The following is an 18,413-nucleotide window of genomic DNA, read 5'->3' as shown; positions in this document are numbered from 1 at the left end:
GCGGCGTCACCGCGCGGACCCCGCCGCCGGGTCCGGCGGCGCGGGCGGCCGGGCCGTCAGGCCGATCTGTCCTTGGGGACGCTCGCCGCGGCCACCGGGGTTGCCGGTTTCCCGGGCCTCCCGCCCGGTGCCGGGGCGCCGGGCCCGCCCGGTGCCGCGGTGCCGCCGAAGCCGGCGGCGGCCGTCGTCTCCGCGTCGACGGTCCGCTCGGCCATGGTGTGCAGCCCGGAGCCGACCTGCCCGAGCTGCCCGGCCAGACCGCGCAGGCCGCCGAGCAGCCCGCCGCGCGCGTCCTTGTAGACGGCGGCGAACCCGCTGCCCGGCTTGTCCAGCCCCCACGGGCTGCCGAGCGCGGTGAGCGACTGCTCCAGGGTGGCGGCGGCCTTCCCGAAGTCCTCCGAGATCTTCTCGAACTCCCGCCCCTCGCCGTGCACTTCCCACGGCTTGATGGCGAACCTGCCGCTTCCGGCGTCGCCGCTGCTGCTGCCGCTGGCCATCCCCGTACCTCCCCGTAGCGGACCGGCCGCCATCCTAGGGGTGCCGCCGGGCCGGGCCGCAGCGCGCCGAAGACCTCTTCACCCCGCCTTCACCGCGCCCGACGACGGCTCCGGCGGCGGCCGCCCGGTGAAATCACCGCAAATGCCCCGGCCACAGGCGGTTCGCACCGCCGTGAAGGCTCTACCCTTGCCGGGTGGCAGCAGCAGAGACGTCCAAGAAGAAGTCCAAGGCCGGCGCGACCCCGGTCGACCTGGCGATGCCGACCCTGCGCGCCGAGGTCCCGCTCGACTTCCCGCGCCCCGAGGTCGGGCTCGACTTCCCGCGGGCCTGGGTCGAGTTCGCCGACCCCGACGACGAGGAGCAGGTCTTCCGCTGCGACCTCACCTGGCTGACCTCCCGCTGGACCTGCATCTTCGGCCGCGGCTGCCAGGGCATCCGCGAGGGCCGGGGCGAGTCGGACGGCTGCTGCACGCTCGGCGCGCACTACTCGGACGAGGACGACGAGAAGCGCGTGGCCGGCCACGCGGCCCGGCTGACGCCCGAGATCTGGGAGAACTTCGCGCACGGCACCGACGCCAAGGGGCGGATCAGGCTCGACGGCGGCATCACCATGTTCGACGAGGACGGCGACCGGCAGACCCGCCGGGTCGACGGCGCCTGCCTCTTCCTCAACAGCCCCGGCTTCCCCGGCGGCGCCGGCTGCGCCCTGCACACCCTCGCCCTCAAGGAGGGCAAGGAGCCGCTGGAGACCAAGCCGGACGTCTGCTGGCAGCTCCCGGTGCGCCGCACCTACGACTGGATCGACCGCCCGGACGACACCCGCTACCTCCAGGTCACCATCGGCGAGTACGACCGCCGGGGCTGGGGCCCGGGCGGCCACGACCTGCACTGGTGGTGCACCGGCAGCCCGGACGCGCACACCGGTCCGGACCCGGTCTACATCAGCTACCGCCCCGAACTCACCGAGCTGATGGGCAAGGCCGGGTACGCGGTGCTGGCCGGCCTCTGCGAGCAGCGGATCGCCACCAAGGGCGACCGCAAGGTGGCGCCGCACCCGGCCGACCCGGTGAAGAAGGCCGGCAAGAAGTAGCCCGCCGCCGCTCCGGCGCCGGCGCCACCCCGGCGCCGTCGCTGTCCCGCGCTACTTGTCGATGTCGCCGACGACGAAGAACATCGAGCCCAGGATGGCCACCATGTCGGCGACCAGGGTGCCGGGCAGCAGCTCGGTGAGCGCCTGGATGTTGTTGAAGGACGCCGAGCGCAGCTTCAGCCGCCACGGCGTCTTGTCCCCGCGCGAGACCAGGTAGTAGCCGTTGACGCCGAGCGGGTTCTCCGTCCAGGCGTAGGTGCTGCCCTCGGGGGCCTTGAGCACCTTGGGCAGCCGCAGGTTGACCGGGCCGGGCGCCAGCGTGGCCAGCTTGTCCAGGCAGGCGTCCGCGAGGTCCAGCGAGTTGACCGTCTGCTCCAGCAGGCACTCGAACCGGGCCAGGCAGTCGCCCTCCTCGCGGGTGACCACGGTCAGCACCTCGCGCAGCTCGTCCGAGCCGTACGCCAGGTAGGGCTCGTCGCGGCGCAGGTCGAAGTCGAGCCCGCTGGCCCGCGCGATCGGGCCGCTGACCCCGTACGCCTCGGCGTGCGCCCTGCTGAGGATGCCGACGCCGGCGGTGCGGGCCCGGAAGATCTCGTTGCCGAGGACGAGCTCCTCGAAGACCGGCAGCTGCGAGCGGACGGTGGCGACCGCCGCCCGGACCCGGCCGAGCCAGCCGGCCGGCAGGTCCTCCTTGAGGCCGCCGACCCGGTTGAACATGTAGTGCATCCGGCCGCCGGAGGCCTCCTCCAGCACGTGCTGGAGGTCCTCGCGGCCGGAGAAGGCGTGGAAGATCGGGGTGATGCCGCCCAGCTCCAGCGGGTAGGAGCCGAGGAACATCAGGTGGTTGAGGACGCGGTTCAGCTCCGCGAGCATGGTGCGGATCCAGACCGCGCGCTCGGGCACCTCCATGCCGAGCATCCGCTCGACCCCGAGCACCACGCCCAGCTCGTTGGCGAACGCGGAGAGCCAGTCGTGCCGGTTGGCCAGCATGATGATCTGCCGGTAGTCGCGGGCCTCGAAGAGCTTCTCCGCGCCGCGGTGCATGTAGCCGATCACCGGCTCGGCGGTGACGATCCGCTCGCCGTCCAGCACCAGCTTCAGCCGCAGCACGCCGTGGGTCGCCGGGTGCTGCGGGCCGATGTTGAGCACCATGTCGGTGCTGTCCGCCCCGCCGGTGAAGTTCTCGGCTCCCGCCCCGATGCCGACCGTGGTCTCCCTCATGACCCGAGAGTCTGCCATCCCCCGAGGCCGGCGAGGGTCTCCGGTACCGGCATGCGGACGGCCTGCGCGAGCCAGCCGAACGCGCCCAGGCCCGCCCGGTCGGTCAGCTCGGCGGCCTCCCCGGCGCCGCCGAGCGCCCGCAGGTAACCCGCCGGGTCGGTGGAGGCCAGCGCCAGCGGCGGGCGGGCGCCGCTCACGCCGAGCGCCCGCAGCGCCTCCCGCTGGGTTGTCCACAGGCTGTGGAGGGCGGGCGCGGCCACGGCGTCCAGCGCCACGTGCGCGGTGAGGTCGCAGGAGCCGTCCGGCACCGGGCGCACCTCGCGGCCGGCCCGGAAGCCGGTCAGGGTGGTGAAGGGCGGGCGGTGCCCGGCGGTGTGCCCGTAGTCCACCGCGACCGCGAGGCCGCGCTCCAGCCCCGCCACGGCCGAGGCCCAGCGCGCGTCGCGCGGTGCGCCGAACTCCACCAGGTCGCCCGGCGCCGCGGCCGGCCACCAGCGGGCGGCCCAGGCGGCGTCGGCCGCGTCCACCGCGCCGCCGAGGCGCTCGTCGCCGGTCGCGGTGTCCACCTCGACGTAGCGCAGCACCCCCTCCTCGTCCACCTCGCCGAAGTCCAGCGGCACGTTGTCGAGCCACTCGTTCGCGAACAGCAGGCCGCTGACGCCGCGCGGCACCTCGTCCGTCCACAGGGCTGTGGACGGCAGTCCCGCCGGGCGCTCCGCCGCGATCTCCACGCCGTACGGCCGCAGCCGGGCCCGCACCGCGTCCGGCAGCTCGGCCAGCACGCCGGCCAGCAGCTCGCCGCGGCCCGCCCCGACGTCCACGAAGGCCAGCTCCTCCGGACGGCCGAGGGCCGCGTCCACCTCCAGCAGCAGCCGGGCGGCCGCGCGGGCGAACAGCGGGGAGGCGTGCACCGAGGTGCGGAAGTGCCCGGCCGGCCCCTCCGGCCTGCGGTAGAAGCCGCCCTCCGGGGCGTAGAGGGCCTGTTCCATGGCGGGCCGCCACCGCATCCAAGTCATGCGGCGGGACGCTACCCGGGGCGGGGCACCCCTCCCAACCGGAGCCGGGGCTTCTCCGACCTAGGGAGTAGGACGGATCGCCCTCCCGGCGGACCCGACCACGCTCCGCGACTGCCTAGGCTTGAGACGTGCAACGACTCAACGCCTGGCTCCGCCGTCACCCCATGGTGGTCGACTCCGCCTGGGCGGCGATCGTGCTGTTCTTCGGGGTGCTCCCCAACGACGCCGGCGAGGTCGGGTGGCACGGGGGCGTCCAGCTCGCGATCGCGGTCGTCCTGCCGCTGCTGATGGTCTTCCGGCGGCGCCGGCCCGACCTCACGGTGGCCGCCGCCCTCGCGGTCGGACTCGCCCAGGTCGCGCTCGACATCGACCCGGGCGCCTCCAGCATCGCCTACCTGGTCTTCGCGTACACCGGGGCCGCCTTCGGCTCCACGTGGATCTCCCGGTTGGCGCTCGCCGGCGGCCTGGCCGCGGGGCCGCTGGTCTTCTGGCAGCAGGGGCTGCTCAAGAGCCAGTACCACCCGGAGACCAGCACGACCACCTTCCACCCCTACGGGGTCGGCGAGACGCTCCTGATCATGGGGCTGATGACCAGCCCCTTCATCCTCTGCTGGGCGTGGGGCCGGCTCACCCGGGTGCGCCGCGCCTACCTGGTCGAGCTGGAGGACCGCGCCGCCCGGCTGGAGCGCGAGCGCGACGCCCAGGCCAAGGTGGCGGTCGCCGCCGAGCGGGCCCGGATCGCCCGCGAGCTGCACGACGTGGTCGCGCACAACGTCTCCGTCATGATCGTCCAGGCCGACGGCGCCGCCTACGTGCTGGACAACTCGCCCCAGCAGGCCAAGGAGGCGCTGAGCACGATCGCCTCCACCGGGCGCCAGGCCCTCGTCGAGATGCGCCGGCTGCTGGGCGTGCTGCGCACCGCCGACACCGCCGAGGAGTACGTGCCGCAGCCCGGCGTCGAGGAGCTGCCCGAGCTGCTGGACCAGGTCCGCACCGCCGGCCTCCAGGTGGACTTCGCCACCTCGGGCGACCCGCGCGAGCTGCCGCGCGGCGTCGAGCTGACGGTCTACCGGATCGTCCAGGAGGCGCTCACCAACGTCCGCAAGCACGGCGGCCCCGATGTGCACGCCCGGGTCGCGGTCGACTTCGGCGAGCGCGAGCTGGCCGTCCTGATCGAGGACGACGGCCGGGGCTCGACCGACGAGCAGCTGGCCTCCGGCGGGACGGACGGCCAGGGCCACGGCCTGATCGGCATGCGCGAGCGGGTCGGCATGGTCAGCGGCAGCCTCGACGTCGGGCCGCGCCCCGGCGGCGGCTTCCGGATCCGCGCCGTCCTGCCGCTCAAGGCAGCACACTGACCACGTTGCCGCCCACGAACTAGGAGCCACCTTGACCATCCGCGTGATGCTCGTCGACGACCAGGAGCTGCTGCGCACCGGCTTCCGGATGATCCTGCAGTCCCAGGGCGACATCGAGATCGTCGCCGAGGCCGGCGACGGTGCGCAGGCCCTGGAGCGGCTGCGGCACACGCAGGTGGACGTGATCCTGATGGACGTCCGGATGCCCCGCCTGGACGGGGTGCAGACCACCCGTCGGATCTGCCTCGCCGAGGACGGCAGGCCGGTGCCGAACGCCCCGCACGTCCTCATCCTCACCACCTTCGACCTGGACGAGTACGCCTTCGCCGCGCTCAAGGCCGGCGCCAGCGGCTTCCTGCTCAAGGACGTGCCGCCGACCGAACTGGTGGCCGCGATCCGCGCGGTGCACGGCGGCGACGCGGTGGTCGCGCCGACCACCACCCGCCGCATGATCGACCGGTTCGCCGAGGTGCTGCCCACCGCGGCGAGCACGCCCGGCCCGGACACCCTGGGCCCGCTCACCGAGCGCGAGCGCGAGGTGTTCCTGCTGGTCGCCCAGGGCCTGTCGAACGGCGAGATCGCCGCCCGGCTGGTCCTCTCCGAGGCCACCGTGAAGACCCACGTCGGCCGGATCCTGGCCAAGCTCGGCCTGCGCGACCGGGTCCAGGCCGTCGTCCTCGCCTACGAGGCGGGCCTGATCCGGGCCGGCGCCGGGGATTAAGCCGCGGCCGGCGCCGGCCGTAGAATGGGCCGGTGCGTCCGGTACCCGCCGAGGACCGGAACGGTAAGAGTGAGGACCAGGGCCGAGCTGTGAGCGAGCGAACCGGGCTCACCGTCGAGAGGTGCGCCATGGCGATTGCCCCCGCCGAGCGCCGGGGCCGCCGGCCCCGGCCCGGGAACGGCGCGGAGGTGGGCGCGTGAGCACCTCCGACCACGCCGACCCCTCCCCGCTCGCCGACGGCTTCGGCGACCCGGCCGACCCCGGCAACCGCCCGGCCCGCCTCGCCGTCGGCGTGGTCGGCACCGGCCGGGTCGGCCCGGCGCTGGGCGCCGCCCTTCAGCTCGCCGGACACCGGGTGGTCGCCGCCTCCGGGGTGTCCGCCGCCTCCCGCCGCCGCGCCGAGCAGCTGCTGCCGGGCGTCCGGATCGTCTCCCCGCCGCAGGTGCTCGCCGCCGCCGACCTGGTGCTGCTCACCGTCCCCGACGACGCGCTGGCCGACCTGGTCGCCGGCCTCGTCGCGACCGGCTCGGTGCGCCCAGGCCAGCTGGTGGTGCACACCTCCGGCGCGCACGGCGTCGCCGTCCTGGAGCCCGCCACCCGGGCCGGGGCGCTGCCGCTGGCGCTGCACCCCGCGATGACCTTCACCGGCACCTCGGTGGACCTCGCCCGGCTGGCCGGCTGCCCGTTCGGGGTCACCGCCCCGGACGAGCTGCGCCCGGTCGCCGAGGCCCTGGTGGTGGAGATGGGCGGCGATCCCGAGTGGGTGCCGGAGGGCGTCCGCCCGCTCTACCACACGGCCCTCGCGCACGGCGCCAACCACCTGGTCACCCTGGTCTCCCAGGCGCTGGAGCTGCTGCGCACGGCCGGCGTCGCCGAGCCCGGCCGGCTGCTCGGCCCGCTGCTGGGGGCCGCCCTGGACAACAGCCTGCGCTCCGGCGACGCGGCCCTCACCGGCCCCGTCGCGCGGGGCGACGCGGGCACCGTTCGGCGCCACCTGGCGCAGCTCAGTACGGTGTCCCCGGACATCCCGGCCGCCTACCGGGCGATGGCCCGCGCCACCGCCCAGCGGGCGCTCGCCCGCGGAACGATCGACGAAGCGTCGGCGGCGGCGCTGCTCGACGTACTGAACGAGGAGAACCACTGATGGCACGCGGCAAGCAGCCCGGCAAGGCCAAGCAGGCCCCGAAGGTCCACCGGGCCGTCGTCACCCGGACCGTCACCGACTTCGAGGCGGCCTTCTGGCCGGACGAGCAGCCGGTGGACAACGCGGTCGTGATGACCATGGGCGCGCTGCACGAGGGCCACGCCGCGCTGATCCGGGCCGCCCGCAAGCAGGTCGGCCGGGACGGCCGGGTCGCCGTCACCGTCTTCGTCAACCCCCTGCAGTTCGGCGCCGGCGAGGACCTGGAGCGCTACCCGCGCGACCTGGACGCGGACGTGCAGCTGGCCGAGCAGAACGGCGCCGACGTCGTCTTCGCGCCGTCCGTCGAGGAGGTCTACCCGAACGGCGAGCCGCAGGTGCGCCTGGCGGCCGGCCCGATGGGCGAGCGGTTCGAGGGCACCACCCGGCCCGGCCACTTCGACGGGGTGCTGACCGTGGTGGCCAAGCTGCTGCACATCACCGACCCGGACTTCGCCTTCTTCGGCGAGAAGGACGCCCAGCAGCTGGCGGTCATCCAGCGGATGGTGGCCGACCTGGACTTCGACGTCGAGATCATCGGCGTGCCGACCGTCCGCGAGGAGGACGGGCTGGCGCTCTCCTCCCGCAACCGCTTCCTCTCCGCCGAGGACCGCGAGCACGCGCTCGCCCTGTCCCGGGCGCTGTTCGCCGGCCGCGACGTGGCCGCGCAGGGCCCGAAGGCCGTGCGCGAGGCCGCCGCTGCCGCCCTGGACACCTCCGAAGGTGTCACCCTCGACTACCTCGCCCTGATCGACCCGCACGACTTCACGGAGGCGGCGGACGACTTCCAGGGCGAGGCGGTGCTGGCCGTCGCCGCGAAGGTGGGCTCCACCCGCCTGATCGACAACGTTCACCTCATCTGCCGCTAGGCAGAGAACCGACCGGCACGGAATCTGCCGCCAGGCAGAGGAACGACCAGCACGGAACCGTTCGGCAACCGGTAGCAGTCCCCCTTTCAGGCATGCACTCACAGGAGGCGTGACCCCCTTGCTCCGCACCATGCTCAAGTCCAAGATCCACCGGGCCACCGTGACCCAGGCCGACCTGCACTACGTCGGCTCCGTCACGGTGGACGAGGACCTGCTCGACGCCGCCGACCTGCTCCCCGGCGAGCTGGTCCACATCGTCGACATCAACAACGGCGCCCGGCTGGAGACGTACACCATCGCCGGCCCGCGCGGCACCGGCGTGATCGGCATCAACGGCGCCGCCGCCCGCCTGGTCCACCCCGGCGACCTCGTCATACTCATCGCCTACGGGCAGATGGACACCGCCGAGGCCAAGGGCTACCTGCCGAAGGTGGTCTTCGTGGACGCCGACAACCGGATCACCGGCCTGGGCGGCGACCCCGCCGAGGCCGGGGAGGGCACCGGCCTGCTCCGCGGCGACGCGGCGTACCGTGACGGCAACGGCGCGGCCCCGACCGCCGCGCGCTGAAGGAGCCACTGAACGCCATGTCCGTCACGCACCGCCTCACCGCCCCCGCCCCCGGCTGGACGACCACCACCGACGTCGTCGTGGTCGGCTCCGGCGTGGCCGGGCTCACCGTCGCCCTCAACGTCCGCAAGGCCGGCCTGCGGGCCGTGGTGGTCACCAAGGCGATGCTCGACGACGGCTCCACCCGCTGGGCCCAGGGCGGCATCGCCGCCGCCCTGGGCGAGGGCGACACCCCCGAGCAGCACCTGGACGACACCCTGGTGGCCGGTGCCGGGCTCTGCGACGAGGCGGCCGTGCGCACCCTCGTCACCGAGGGCCCGGAGGCCGTCCGCCACCTGATCGCCACCGGCGCCGCCTTCGACCGCGGCGCGGACGGCGAGATCCTGCTGACCCGCGAGGGCGGCCACCACCGCCGCCGGATCGCGCACGCCGGCGGGGACGCCACCGGCGCCGAGATATCGCGCGCCCTGGTCACCGCCGTCCGGTCCGACCCGGGCCTGGAGCTGATCGAGCACGCCCTCGTCCTTGACCTGCTCACCGACGCCGACGGGCACGCCGCCGGCCTCACCCTGCACGTGATGGGCGAGGGCCAGCGGGACGGCGTCGGCGCCATCCGGGCCCGCGCGGTGGTCCTCGCCACCGGCGGCATGGGCCAGGTCTTCTCCGCCACCACCAATCCGGCGGTCTCCACCGGCGACGGCGTGGCGCTCGCGCTGCGGGCCGGCGCCGAGGTCACCGACCTGGAGTTCGTCCAGTTCCACCCGACCGTGCTCTGGCTCGGCCCGGAGGCCGAGGGCCAGCAGCCGCTGGTCTCCGAGGCGGTCCGCGGCGAGGGCGCGTACCTGGTCGACGCGGCGGGCACCCGCTTCATGCTCGGGCAGCACGAGCTGGCCGAGCTGGCCCCGCGCGACATCGTCGCCAAGGCCATCACCCGGCAGATGCAGCTCCAGGGCGCCGAGCACATGTACCTGGACGGGCGGCACTTCGGCGCCGAGATGTGGGAGCAGCGGTTCCCGACCATCCTCGCGTCCTGCCGGTCGCACGGCATCGACCCGGTCACCGAGCCGATCCCGGTCGCCCCGGCCGCGCACTACGCCTCCGGCGGCGTCCGGACCGACCTGCACGGCCGCACCACCGTCCCCGGCCTGTACGCCTGCGGCGAGGTGGCCTGCACCGGGGTGCACGGCGCCAACCGGCTGGCCTCCAACTCGCTGCTGGAGGGCCTGGTCTTCGCCGAGCGGATCGCCGCCGACCTGACCGCACGGCACCGCGCCGACGAGCTGCCCGAGCGCTCGGTGGACGTCGCCGCCGCGCGCGCCGCGCACCCGGTGCCGCTGCCCGCGCCCGAGGCGCGCGCCGAGATCCAGCGGCTGATGTCGCGCGGGGCCGGCGTGCTGCGCTCGGCCGCGTCGATGGCCGGCACGGCCGCCGGGCTCACCCTGCTCGCCGAGCAGGCCTACGCGCACGTCGCCGAGGAGAAGCCGGCCGACCCCCGGGTGGAGACCTGGGAGGCCGCCAACCTGCTGCTGGTCGCCACCGCCCTGGTGACGGCCGCCGACCGGCGTGCGGAGACCCGCGGCTGCCACTGGCGCGAGGACTTCCCCGAGCGGGACGACGCCCACTGGCAGCGCCACCTGATCACCACCCTCACCGCCTCCGGCGATCTTGTCAGCACCCCTGAGGAGCAGTAGAACCATGACCCACTCCCACGAGGAACTCCCGATGGCCGGAGGCTGCGGCGACGGCTGCGCGTGCGGCGACGGCGAGGGCTACGAGACCGGCCTGGACCCGCAGCTCGCCGAGCTGCTGGAGGAGGCCGGCCTCGACCCGATCGAGGTCGAGGACATCGCCACCCTGGCGCTGGCCGAGGACCTGGCCGGCGGCGAGGACGTCACCTCGGTCGCCACCGTGCCCGCCGACGCCGTCGCCACCGCCGACTTCACCGCCCGCGAGGCCGGCGTGGTGGCCGGTCTGCGGATCGCCGAGGCGGTCGTCTCGCTGGTCTGCGAGGAGGAGTTCGAGGTCGAGCGGCACGTCCAGGACGGCGACCGGGTCGAGGCCGGCCAGGTGCTGCTCTCCGTCCGCAGCCGCACCCGCGACCTGCTGACCGCCGAGCGCAGCGCGCTCAACCTGCTCTGCCACCTCTCCGGCATCGCCACCGCGACCCGCGCCTGGGCCGACGCCCTGGAGGGCACCGGCGCGGTGGTCCGCGACACCCGCAAGACCACCCCGGGCCTGCGGGCGCTGCAGAAGTACGCGGTCCGCTGCGGCGGCGGCGCCAACCACCGGATGGCGCTCTCCGACGCGGCCCTGGTCAAGGACAACCACGTGATCGCGGCCGGCGGCGTCGCCGAGGCGTTCCGGGCCGTCCGGGCCGCCTACCCCGACCTGCCGGTCGAGATCGAGGTCGACACCCTGGAGCAGATCCCGCCGGTGCTGGAGGCCGGGGCCGACCTCGTCCTGCTGGACAACTTCACCGTGCCGCAGCTGAAGGAGGCCGTCGAGCTGGTGGCCGGCCGCGCCCGGCTGGAGGCGTCCGGCGGACTGACCCTGGCCAGCGCGCGCGAGGTCGCCCAGACTGGGGTCGACTACCTGGCCGTGGGCGCGCTCACGCACTCCTCGCCGATCCTGGACATCGGCCTCGACCTGCGCGCCTGATCACCTCTGATCACCCCTCACGCAGAAGGCACCCCATGCTGCTCACCATCGACGTCGGCAACACCCAGACCACGCTCGGCCTGTTCGACGGCGAGGACGTGGTCGAGCACTGGCGGATCTCCACCGATCCGCGCCGCACGGCCGACGAGCTGGCGGTGCTCCTGCAGGGCCTGATGGGCTCGCACACCGCGGTCAACGAGGCCGCGGTGGAGGGCCTGGCGATCTGCTCGTCCGTCCCCTCCGTGCTCCACGAGTTCCGCGAGGTGACGCGCCGCTACTACGGCGACGTCCCCGCGGTGATCGTGGAGCCGGGGGTGAAGACGGGCGTGCACGTCCTGATGGACCACCCCAAGGAGGTCGGCGCCGACCGGATCGTCAACGCGCTGGCCGCCAACCACCTGTACGGCGGACCGTGCATCGTGGTCGACTTCGGCACCGCGACCACCTTCGACGCGATCAACGCCCGCGGCGACTACGTCGGCGGCGCGATCGCCCCCGGCATCGAGATCTCGGTGGAGGCGCTCGGCGCGCGCGGCGCCCAGCTGCGCAAGATCGAGCTGGCCCGCCCGCGCAACGTGATCGGCAAGAACACCGTCGAGGGCATGCAGTCCGGCATCCTCTACGGCTTCGCCGGCCAGGTCGACGGCCTGGTCGACCGGATGGCCAAGGAGCTCTCCAAGGACCCGGACGACGTCCAGGTCATCGCCACCGGCGGGCTGGCCCCGCTCGTCCTCGGCGAGGCCGGCACCATCGACGTCCACGAGCCCTGGCTGACCCTGATCGGCCTGCGCCTGGTGTACGAACGCAACCGGCCCAGCTGAGGCGGGACTTCACCGCACCCGCCCGCCCCGAACCCACCCGAACGGGACATTCGCGCCCGCTCCCCGGCACCCGCCCCACGGTTCCTCGCGATCCCGGCCGACGCGCCCCCGCGCTGTGTTAGTTTCACGCCCCGGGACCGGGCAGCGCGCCGGCCCCGCGGCCGGGGAGGCCGGTGGGCACCGGGGGGTGCGGGCGCGGCCCTGCCCGCCCGCCCGACGGGCCCGCCCATCCGGCCGCAGGCGCTGACGCCCCGTCGGGTACGGGGCGGGCGAACCGTACGGGGCCACTCGGTCGGGCGGCCCGGAAGCCGGATCGAGGGTGGGGCGTGTCGAACGTCGAGGGGTCCGGGGCGGCGCAGGACGACCGCCCGGCCGCAGGATCCGAGCCGCCGCGGACGGGCCCCGGCGGGCCCGGCCTGCGGCGCCGCAGACGGCTGCTGCTGGCGGTCGTGGTGACGGCGTCGGCCGTCTCGGGCGCCGGGCTGGCCGCTTCACTGGTGGTCAAGTCGCCCGCGCAGGCCGCGGCGGAGCACAGACCACCGCCGGCGGACGTCCTGACGGCCGCCGTGGAGCAGCGCGTGCTGACCGACTCGGTGGTGCTCCGCGGCCAGGTCGGCGCCGGCCAGACGGTCGAGGTAGCACCGGCCGGGAGCGGTGGGCCGGCCGGGGCGAAACCGGTGGTGACCAAGCTGCCGGTCCGGGCCGGCGACCAGGTCGCGGCCGGGCAGTCGGTGCTGGAGGTGGCCGGGCGGCCGGTGTTCGCCCTCCGGGGCGAGCTCCCGGTGTACCGGGACCTCCGGCCGGGAGCCACCGGGCAGGACGTCGAACAGCTCCAACAGGCCCTGAAGGCCCTCGGTTTCGACTCGCAGGGCGATCCCGCCGGGCGCTACGGCGCGGCCACCGGGGCGGCGGTGACGGCCTTCTACGCCGCACGCGGCTACGACCCGCTGCCGGCCTCGCCGGACGGGGACGCCCAGGTGTCGGCCGCCCAGGACGCGGTGACCGGCGGCGAGCGGGCCCTGGCGGACGGCAAGGACGCGCTGAAGGCCGCGCAGAAGCGGCTCGACGACGCCGTGGCCGCCCAACAGGCCCAACAGGCCGCCCAAGCCGCCCAAGCCGCCCAGGACCGGGCCGCCGCGAGCGCCTCCCCGCCCGCCTCCCCGGCACCGCCCGTGCCGCCCGTGCCGCCCGCCGCGAGCGCCGCCGCACCGGCCGGCGAGAGCCCGGTGGACGCGGCCCGCACCGCCGTCGAGACGGCCCGCAAACAGGTGACCCGCGCCGGCGAGGACCTCGCCAGGCTCCGCGGGAAGGCCGCCGACGTCCGGGCCGCCGTCGGCCCGATGGTCCCCGCCGGCGAGCTGCTCTTCCTCTCCGGCTTCCCGGCCCGGGTGGACACCGTCACCGGCCGGGTCGGCGGTGAGGTCACCGGCACGGTGCTGACCGTCTCGGCCGGGGCGCTGGTCGTCAGGGGCAGTCTGACGGTCGCCGACAAGGGCCTGGTCCGCCCGGGCCAGGCGGTGGAGATCCTCTCCGAGGTCACCGGGACCACCGCGGCCGCCAAGGTGACCGCGGTGGCCGACACCCCCGGCGGCGGGCCCCCGGCGGGCGCGGGCACCGGGCCCGCCGGCGCCCAGCAGCCCGGCACCGACCGGACCGGCTACCCGCTGGTGGTCGAGCCGGACGCCCCGCTCGACCCGCGGCTGGCCGGCCAGGACGTCCGCCTCACCGTCCGGGCCGCCTCCTCGGCCGGCCCGGTGCTGGTCGTCCCGCTCTCCGCCGTCTCCGCCACGGCGGACGGCAGGACGGTGGTGACGGTGTACGAGAACGGGCAGCGCCGCCGGGTCGAGGTGGCCCCGGGCATGGTCGGCGGCGGCAGCACCGAGGTGCGCCCGCTGACCGGGGGCGCGCTCGGGCCCGGCGACCAGGTGATCGTCGGGGTGCAGGACCCGGCGGCCCGGGCGGGCGCCCGGTGAGCACCCCCGTCGTCGAGTTCCGCCGGGTCGGCCTGACGTACCCCGGGCCGCCCCCGGTCACCGCCCTGACCCCCTGCGACCTGGCCGTCGCCCCGGGCGAGTACGTCACGGTGACCGGCCCGTCCGGCTCCGGCAAGTCCACCTTCCTCAACATCGCCGGCCTGCTGGACACCCCCACCACCGGCCGCTACCTGCTGGACGGCATCGACACCGGCCCGCTCCGCGACGGCGACCGCACCGCGCTGCGCGGACGCCGGATCGGCTTCGTCTTCCAGTCCTTCCACCTGCTGGCGCACCGCTCGGCGGCGGAGAACGTCGCGCTCGCCCTGCTGTACACCGCCGCGCGGGGCCGCCGGGCGGCGGCCGAGCGGCGGGAGCGGGCCCACGAGGCCCTGGTCCGGGTGGGCCTCGGCCACCGGGCGGACGCCGTGGCCACCCGGCTCTCCGGCGGCGAGCGGCAGCGGGTCGCGATCGCCCGCGCACTGGTCGGGCGGCCCGCCCTGCTGCTCTGCGACGAGCCGACCGGCAATCTGGACACCGCCACCGCGCAGTCCGTCCTCGCCCTGCTGGACGACCTGCACGCGCAGGGCCTGACCGTCCTGCTGATCACCCACGACCCGCAGGTGGCCGCCCGCGGCCGGCGGACGGTGACGATCCGCGACGGGGTGCTGCGGGAGGTGGGCGCGCCATGAGGCCGCGCACCCGCGCCCGCGTCGTCGAGCCCTCCCGGCTGCCGCTGCGGGAGCTGCTCGCCGAGGCCCTCGCCGGGCTGCTCCAGCGGCCCGCCCGCTCGGCGCTGACCGGCCTCGGCACCGTCCTCGGGGTCGGCGCCTTCGTCGCCGTCCTCGGGCTGACCGCCACCGCCTCCTCCCAGATCGACTCCCGCTTCAGCGTGCTGACCGCGACCGAGGTGCGCGTCGAGGACACCGGGGGGCCGCGCCCGGATCCCGCGGGGCTCTCCTTCCCCGCCGACGCCGACGCCCGGATCGGGCGGTTGAACGGGGTCGAGGCGGCCGGCGTCTACTGGCCGGTCCAGCTGCCCGCCGGATCGGTCCGGGCCGCGCCGGTGGGCCGCCCGTCCGGCGGCGAGCAGGTCCCGGTGGTCGCCGCCTCGGCCGGCCTGCTCACGGCGGCCGAGCCGCACCTGCTCCAGGGCCGGACCTTCGACACCTGGCACGACACCACCGGCCGGCAGGTGGCGGTGCTCGGCTCCGCCCTCGCCGCCCGGCTCGGGATCGGCACGCTCGACACCCAGCCCGCCGTCTTCCTGGCCGGCCGGCCGTTCACCGTCATCGGCATCGTCGACGACGTCCGGCGGGGGCCCGACCTGCTGCTCTCCGTCGTGGTGCCGCGCGGGACCGCCCTCCGGCTCTGGGGCGGGCCCACCCAGGACCGGGCGAAGATGATCGTCGCCACCAGGATCGGCGCCGCCCGGCAGATCGCCGGCGAGGCCGCGCTCGCGCTGGACCCGACCCACCCGGAGAACTTCACCGCGCTGCCGCCCCCGGACCCGCGCACCCTGCGCACGGCCGTCACCTCCGACCTCGACCGGCTCTTCCTGCTGCTCGCCGGGATCTGCCTGGTGATCGGGGCCGTCGGGATCGCCAACACCACCCTGGTCGCGGTGCTGGAGCGGACCGGCGAGATCGGGCTGCGCCGGGCGCTGGGGGCCCGGGGCCGCCACATCACCGGCCAGTTCCTCTGCGAGTCGGCGTCCCTGGGGCTGCTCGGCGGCCTGGTCGGCAGCTCGCTGGGGGTGCTGACGGTGCTCGGCGTGGCGCTGGCCCGGGACTGGACCCCGGTGGTGGCCCCGGTGACGGTGGCCGCCGCCCCGGCCGTCGGGCTGGTCACCGGTCTGCTGGCCGGCGCCTACCCGGCGTGGCGCGCGGCCCGCATCCAGCCGGCCGAGGCGCTGCGGCGCTGAGCGGGCGGTCCTTCGTCCACAGGACATTCACCGGGCCAAACGTGGGGGATCGGCGCGACGTTACCGACAAATCGGATATTCCTCACGTAGTGTCAGCCCATGCCTACGCCACACGGATCGCGCGGCGGCATGGCCTTCAGCGCCGACGAAGTCCGCGTGCTGCGCCGCGCCCTCGCCCAAGCACTGCACCCCGCCGTCCCCTTCCATCTCCAGGGCCCCGACCGGCTGCCGTTCGCCGGCGCGGGCGCCGAGCTGTGGGCGGAGGACGTCCAGGACGCCCTGCGCCTGACCGAGGCGATCGACGAAGCCGTCCAGGAGGGCGGCCGGCTGCGCGCCTTCCTGCTCGCCGACCTCGGCCGCTACCGGGCGGCGCTGCCGGGCAGCGCCGCCGGCTACCTGGAACGCCTGGAGGAGGCGGTGACCGACGGCTACCTCCCCGGGCCCGAGGACCTCACCGCGCTGCGCGGGCTGACCCGACAACCGTGCGGCCAGACCGAGCGGTCCCGCCGCTCGCGACTGGCCGGGCGCTGCCACGCGCTGGCCGAGGCGGCCGTCCGCGAGCGGCTCGCCCTCACCACCGGCCAGCGCCACCTCGTCGCCGTACCGAGCCCCGCCGCACCCCCGAGCAGTCTCCCCACCCCTGTTGGAGGACGGATCCCGATGAGCAGCACCGAGCCCGGCGCAGAGCAGCCCGACGCCCCCCGGCCCCAGCCCCGCCCGCACCGGATGCCGACCCCCGCCGAGCTCTTCGGCCGCCGCCCCAAGCCCCCGGCCCGGCCCGCGCCGCCCACCGCCCCCGAGGAGCTGGAACTGGCCACCGGCACCGGCTGACCGACCCGCCCACGGAGGGGGGACCGCCTCGGCGGTCCCCCCTCCGGCGCGCGGGCACCGCCCCGCGCGGCACGGCCAACCCGTGGCGGATCGGCGGTCCGGGGCTGGCTACCCTGGTGGGGTGAGCGATCAGAGCCCCATCCCCGCGACCGACGACCTCCCCGAGCAGATGCGCGTCCGGCGCGAGAAGCTGGACCGGCTCCGGGCGGCCGGCGTCGACCCGTACCCGGTCGGCTTCCCCCGGACCAGCACCATCGCCGACCTCCGGGCCAAGCACCCGGACCTCGCACCGGACACCGCGACCGGCGAGCGGGTCGGCATCACCGGCCGGGTGATCCTCTCCCGCACCGGCGGCAAGCTCTGCTTCGCCACCCTGCGCGACGGCAGCGGCGACCTCCAGGTGATGTTCTCCCTGGACAAGCTGGGCGAGGAGCGGCTGGCGGCCTGGAAGGCCGACATCGACCTCGGCGACCAGGTCGGCGTCGAGGGCGAGGTGATCACCTCCCGCCGCGGCGAGCTGTCGGTGATGGTGGACGCGTGGGCGCTCACCGCCAAGTGCCTGCGCCCGCTGCCGGACAAGCACAAGGGCCTGACCGACCCGGAGGCCCGGGTCCGCCAGCGGTACGTGGACCTGATCGTCAACCCCGAGGCCCGCGAGATCCTGCACCTGCGCAGCAAGGTGGTCCGCTCGATCCGCCGCACCTACGAGGAGCGCGGCTACATCGAAGTCGAGACCCCGATGCTGCAGCCGGTGCACGGCGGCGCCAACGCGCGGCCGTTCAAGACCCACATCAACGCGTACGACATCGACCTGTTCATGCGCATCGCCCCCGAGCTGTACCTCAAGCGGCTGGTGGTCGGCGGCGCGGAGAAGGTCTTCGAGATCAACCGCAACTTCCGCAACGAGGGCGCGGACTCCACCCACAACCCCGAGTTCACCTCGCTGGAGTCCTACGAGGCCTACGGCGACTACGACACCCAGGCCGAGCTGATCCGGGCGACGATCATCAACGCCGCCCGGGACGCGCTGGGCACCACGGTGATCCGGGGCCTGGACCCGCACGGCGTGGAGCACGAGATCGACCTGGCCGAGCCGTGGGCCGAGATCGGCGTCTACCCGGGCATCTCGGAGCACCTGGGCACCGAGGTCACCCCGGAGACCGGCGTGGAGGAGCTGCGCAGGCTGGCCACCGAGCACGGCATCCCGTTCGAGAAGGACTGGGGCCACGGCCAGATCGTGCTGGAGATGGTCGAGCGCCTGCTGGAGGAGAACGCCGTCGCGCCGACCTTCATCAAGGACTACCCGACCGAGGTCTCCCCGCTGACCCGCCAGCACCGCTCGATCGCGGGCGTGGCCGAGAAGTGGGACCTGGTGATCTTCGGCACCGAGATCGGCACCGCCTACTCCGAGCTGGTCGACCCGGTCGAGCAGCGCGCCCGGCTGACCGCGCAGTCCCTGCTGGCGGCCGGCGGCGACGTCGAGGCGATGCAGGTCGACGAGGACTTCCTGCGGGCCCTGGAGTACGCGATGCCGCCCACCGGCGGCCTCGGCCTCGGGGTGGACCGCCTGATCATGCTGCTCACCGGCAAGAACATCCGGGAGACCGTGCTCTTCCCGCTCGTGAAGCCGGAGCCCAAGGCGTCCGCCGCCACCGCGGCGGACAAGACCGAGGAGGAGTGACCTG

17 protein-coding genes are annotated in these 18,413 nt (G+C 75.2%); 14 read left to right on the top strand and 3 right to left on the bottom strand.

What is annotated here, in order from left to right; translation table 11 throughout:
* Positions 1-56: 56 nt before the first annotated feature.
* Positions 57-497: a hypothetical protein gene (locus ACWDRR_RS11145; protein WP_449771900.1), complete on the bottom strand. Its 441-nt coding sequence runs from the start codon at positions 495-497 to the stop codon at positions 57-59.
* A gap of 257 nt (positions 498-754) precedes the next feature.
* Between ACWDRR_RS11145 and ACWDRR_RS11140 the strand changes: the two genes are divergently transcribed.
* Complete coding sequence (locus ACWDRR_RS11140) at positions 755-1,588, top strand: hypothetical protein (protein WP_449772052.1); 834 nt, start codon at positions 755-757, stop codon at positions 1,586-1,588.
* A 51-nt stretch (positions 1,589-1,639) separates the two neighbouring features.
* Here the strand turns inward: ACWDRR_RS11140 and ACWDRR_RS11135 are convergent, their stop codons facing one another.
* Complete coding sequence (locus ACWDRR_RS11135) at positions 1,640-2,809, bottom strand: NADH-quinone oxidoreductase subunit D (RefSeq protein ID WP_449771899.1); 1,170 nt, start codon at positions 2,807-2,809, stop codon at positions 1,640-1,642.
* The gene (locus ACWDRR_RS11130; protein WP_449771898.1) at positions 2,806-3,825 is read right to left on the bottom strand and encodes an SAM-dependent methyltransferase; all 1,020 of its coding nucleotides are present in this window, start codon (positions 3,823-3,825) and stop codon (positions 2,806-2,808) included. The genes ACWDRR_RS11135 and ACWDRR_RS11130 overlap by 4 nt, the downstream gene beginning before the upstream one ends.
* Positions 3,826-3,953: 128 nt before the next feature.
* On the opposite strand from ACWDRR_RS11130, the gene ACWDRR_RS11125 reads away from it, so the two are divergent.
* The 13 genes from ACWDRR_RS11125 (at position 3,954) to lysX (ending at position 18,409) form a co-directional block, all read left to right on the top strand.
* On the top strand, positions 3,954-5,183 hold the full coding sequence (locus tag ACWDRR_RS11125) for a sensor histidine kinase (protein WP_449771897.1): 1,230 nt from the start codon (positions 3,954-3,956) through the stop codon (positions 5,181-5,183).
* 31 nt (positions 5,184-5,214) lie between these two features.
* The gene (locus tag ACWDRR_RS11120; protein WP_449771896.1) at positions 5,215-5,904 is read left to right on the top strand and encodes a response regulator; all 690 of its coding nucleotides are present in this window, start codon (positions 5,215-5,217) and stop codon (positions 5,902-5,904) included.
* 196 nt (positions 5,905-6,100) lie between these two features.
* A complete protein-coding gene (locus tag ACWDRR_RS11115) occupies positions 6,101-7,048 on the top strand; it encodes a Rossmann-like and DUF2520 domain-containing protein (protein WP_449771895.1) in 948 nt (315 codons plus the stop codon).
* Entirely contained in the window at positions 7,048-7,953 is a 906-nt protein-coding gene (panC, locus tag ACWDRR_RS11110; protein ID WP_449771894.1) for a pantoate--beta-alanine ligase, read from the top strand. Before ACWDRR_RS11115 ends, panC begins: the two co-directional genes overlap by 1 nt.
* A 118-nt stretch (positions 7,954-8,071) precedes the next feature.
* Positions 8,072-8,521 carry an aspartate 1-decarboxylase gene (gene panD / locus ACWDRR_RS11105; RefSeq protein WP_449772051.1) on the top strand — a complete coding sequence of 150 codons (450 nt, stop codon included), beginning with the start codon at positions 8,072-8,074 and terminating at the stop codon, positions 8,519-8,521.
* 17 nt (positions 8,522-8,538) lie between these two features.
* Positions 8,539-10,212 carry an L-aspartate oxidase gene (locus ACWDRR_RS11100; RefSeq protein ID WP_449771893.1) on the top strand — a complete coding sequence of 558 codons (1,674 nt, stop codon included), beginning with the start codon at positions 8,539-8,541 and terminating at the stop codon, positions 10,210-10,212.
* Between the two features lie 4 nt (positions 10,213-10,216).
* A complete protein-coding gene (gene nadC / locus ACWDRR_RS11095) occupies positions 10,217-11,179 on the top strand; it encodes a carboxylating nicotinate-nucleotide diphosphorylase (RefSeq protein ID WP_449771892.1) in 963 nt (320 codons plus the stop codon).
* 35 nt (positions 11,180-11,214) lie between these two features.
* Positions 11,215-12,000: a type III pantothenate kinase gene (locus ACWDRR_RS11090; RefSeq protein ID WP_449771891.1), complete on the top strand. Its 786-nt coding sequence runs from the start codon at positions 11,215-11,217 to the stop codon at positions 11,998-12,000.
* A gap of 326 nt (positions 12,001-12,326) precedes the next feature.
* A complete protein-coding gene (locus ACWDRR_RS11085; RefSeq protein ID WP_449771890.1) occupies positions 12,327-13,973 on the top strand; it encodes a peptidoglycan-binding protein in 1,647 nt (548 codons plus the stop codon).
* A complete protein-coding gene (locus ACWDRR_RS11080; protein ID WP_449771889.1) occupies positions 13,970-14,665 on the top strand; it encodes an ABC transporter ATP-binding protein in 696 nt (231 codons plus the stop codon). The genes ACWDRR_RS11085 and ACWDRR_RS11080 overlap by 4 nt, the downstream gene beginning before the upstream one ends.
* The gene (locus ACWDRR_RS11075) at positions 14,662-15,897 is read left to right on the top strand and encodes an ABC transporter permease (protein WP_449771888.1); all 1,236 of its coding nucleotides are present in this window, start codon (positions 14,662-14,664) and stop codon (positions 15,895-15,897) included. The genes ACWDRR_RS11080 and ACWDRR_RS11075 overlap by 4 nt, the downstream gene beginning before the upstream one ends.
* Before the next feature lie 99 nt (positions 15,898-15,996).
* Positions 15,997-16,728, top strand: coding sequence for a hypothetical protein (locus ACWDRR_RS11070; RefSeq protein ID WP_449771887.1), 732 nt, complete (start codon positions 15,997-15,999; stop codon positions 16,726-16,728).
* Positions 16,729-16,849: 121 nt separating this feature from the next.
* Positions 16,850-18,409, top strand: coding sequence for a bifunctional lysylphosphatidylglycerol synthetase/lysine--tRNA ligase LysX (gene lysX / locus ACWDRR_RS11065; RefSeq protein WP_449771886.1), 1,560 nt, complete (start codon positions 16,850-16,852; stop codon positions 18,407-18,409).
* Positions 18,410-18,413 lie beyond the last annotated feature (4 nt).

The sequence above is a fragment of the Kitasatospora sp. NPDC003701 genome (assembly GCF_053587085.1).
The sequence above is the reverse complement of the archived record's forward strand: the minus strand, read 5'-3'. Positions and strand labels throughout refer to the sequence as shown.

Excerpts from the sequence above, each read along its gene's own strand:
- ACWDRR_RS11145 (WP_449771900.1), bottom strand. The coding sequence starts at position 497 with ATGGCCAGCGGCAGCAGCAGCGGCGACGCCGGAAGCGGCAGGTTCGCC.
- ACWDRR_RS11140 (WP_449772052.1), top strand. The coding sequence starts at position 755 with ATGCCGACCCTGCGCGCCGAGGTCCCGCTCGACTTCCCGCGCCCCGAG.
- ACWDRR_RS11135 (WP_449771899.1), bottom strand. The coding sequence starts at position 2,809 with ATGAGGGAGACCACGGTCGGCATCGGGGCGGGAGCCGAGAACTTCACC.
- ACWDRR_RS11130 (WP_449771898.1), bottom strand. The coding sequence starts at position 3,825 with ATGACTTGGATGCGGTGGCGGCCCGCCATGGAACAGGCCCTCTACGCC.
- panC (WP_449771894.1), top strand. The coding sequence starts at position 7,048 with ATGGCACGCGGCAAGCAGCCCGGCAAGGCCAAGCAGGCCCCGAAGGTC.
- ACWDRR_RS11100 (WP_449771893.1), top strand. The coding sequence starts at position 8,539 with ATGTCCGTCACGCACCGCCTCACCGCCCCCGCCCCCGGCTGGACGACC.
- nadC (WP_449771892.1), top strand. The coding sequence starts at position 10,217 with ATGACCCACTCCCACGAGGAACTCCCGATGGCCGGAGGCTGCGGCGAC.
- ACWDRR_RS11090 (WP_449771891.1), top strand. The coding sequence starts at position 11,215 with ATGCTGCTCACCATCGACGTCGGCAACACCCAGACCACGCTCGGCCTG.
- ACWDRR_RS11075 (WP_449771888.1), top strand. The coding sequence starts at position 14,662 with ATGAGGCCGCGCACCCGCGCCCGCGTCGTCGAGCCCTCCCGGCTGCCG.
- ACWDRR_RS11070 (WP_449771887.1), top strand. The coding sequence starts at position 15,997 with ATGCCTACGCCACACGGATCGCGCGGCGGCATGGCCTTCAGCGCCGAC.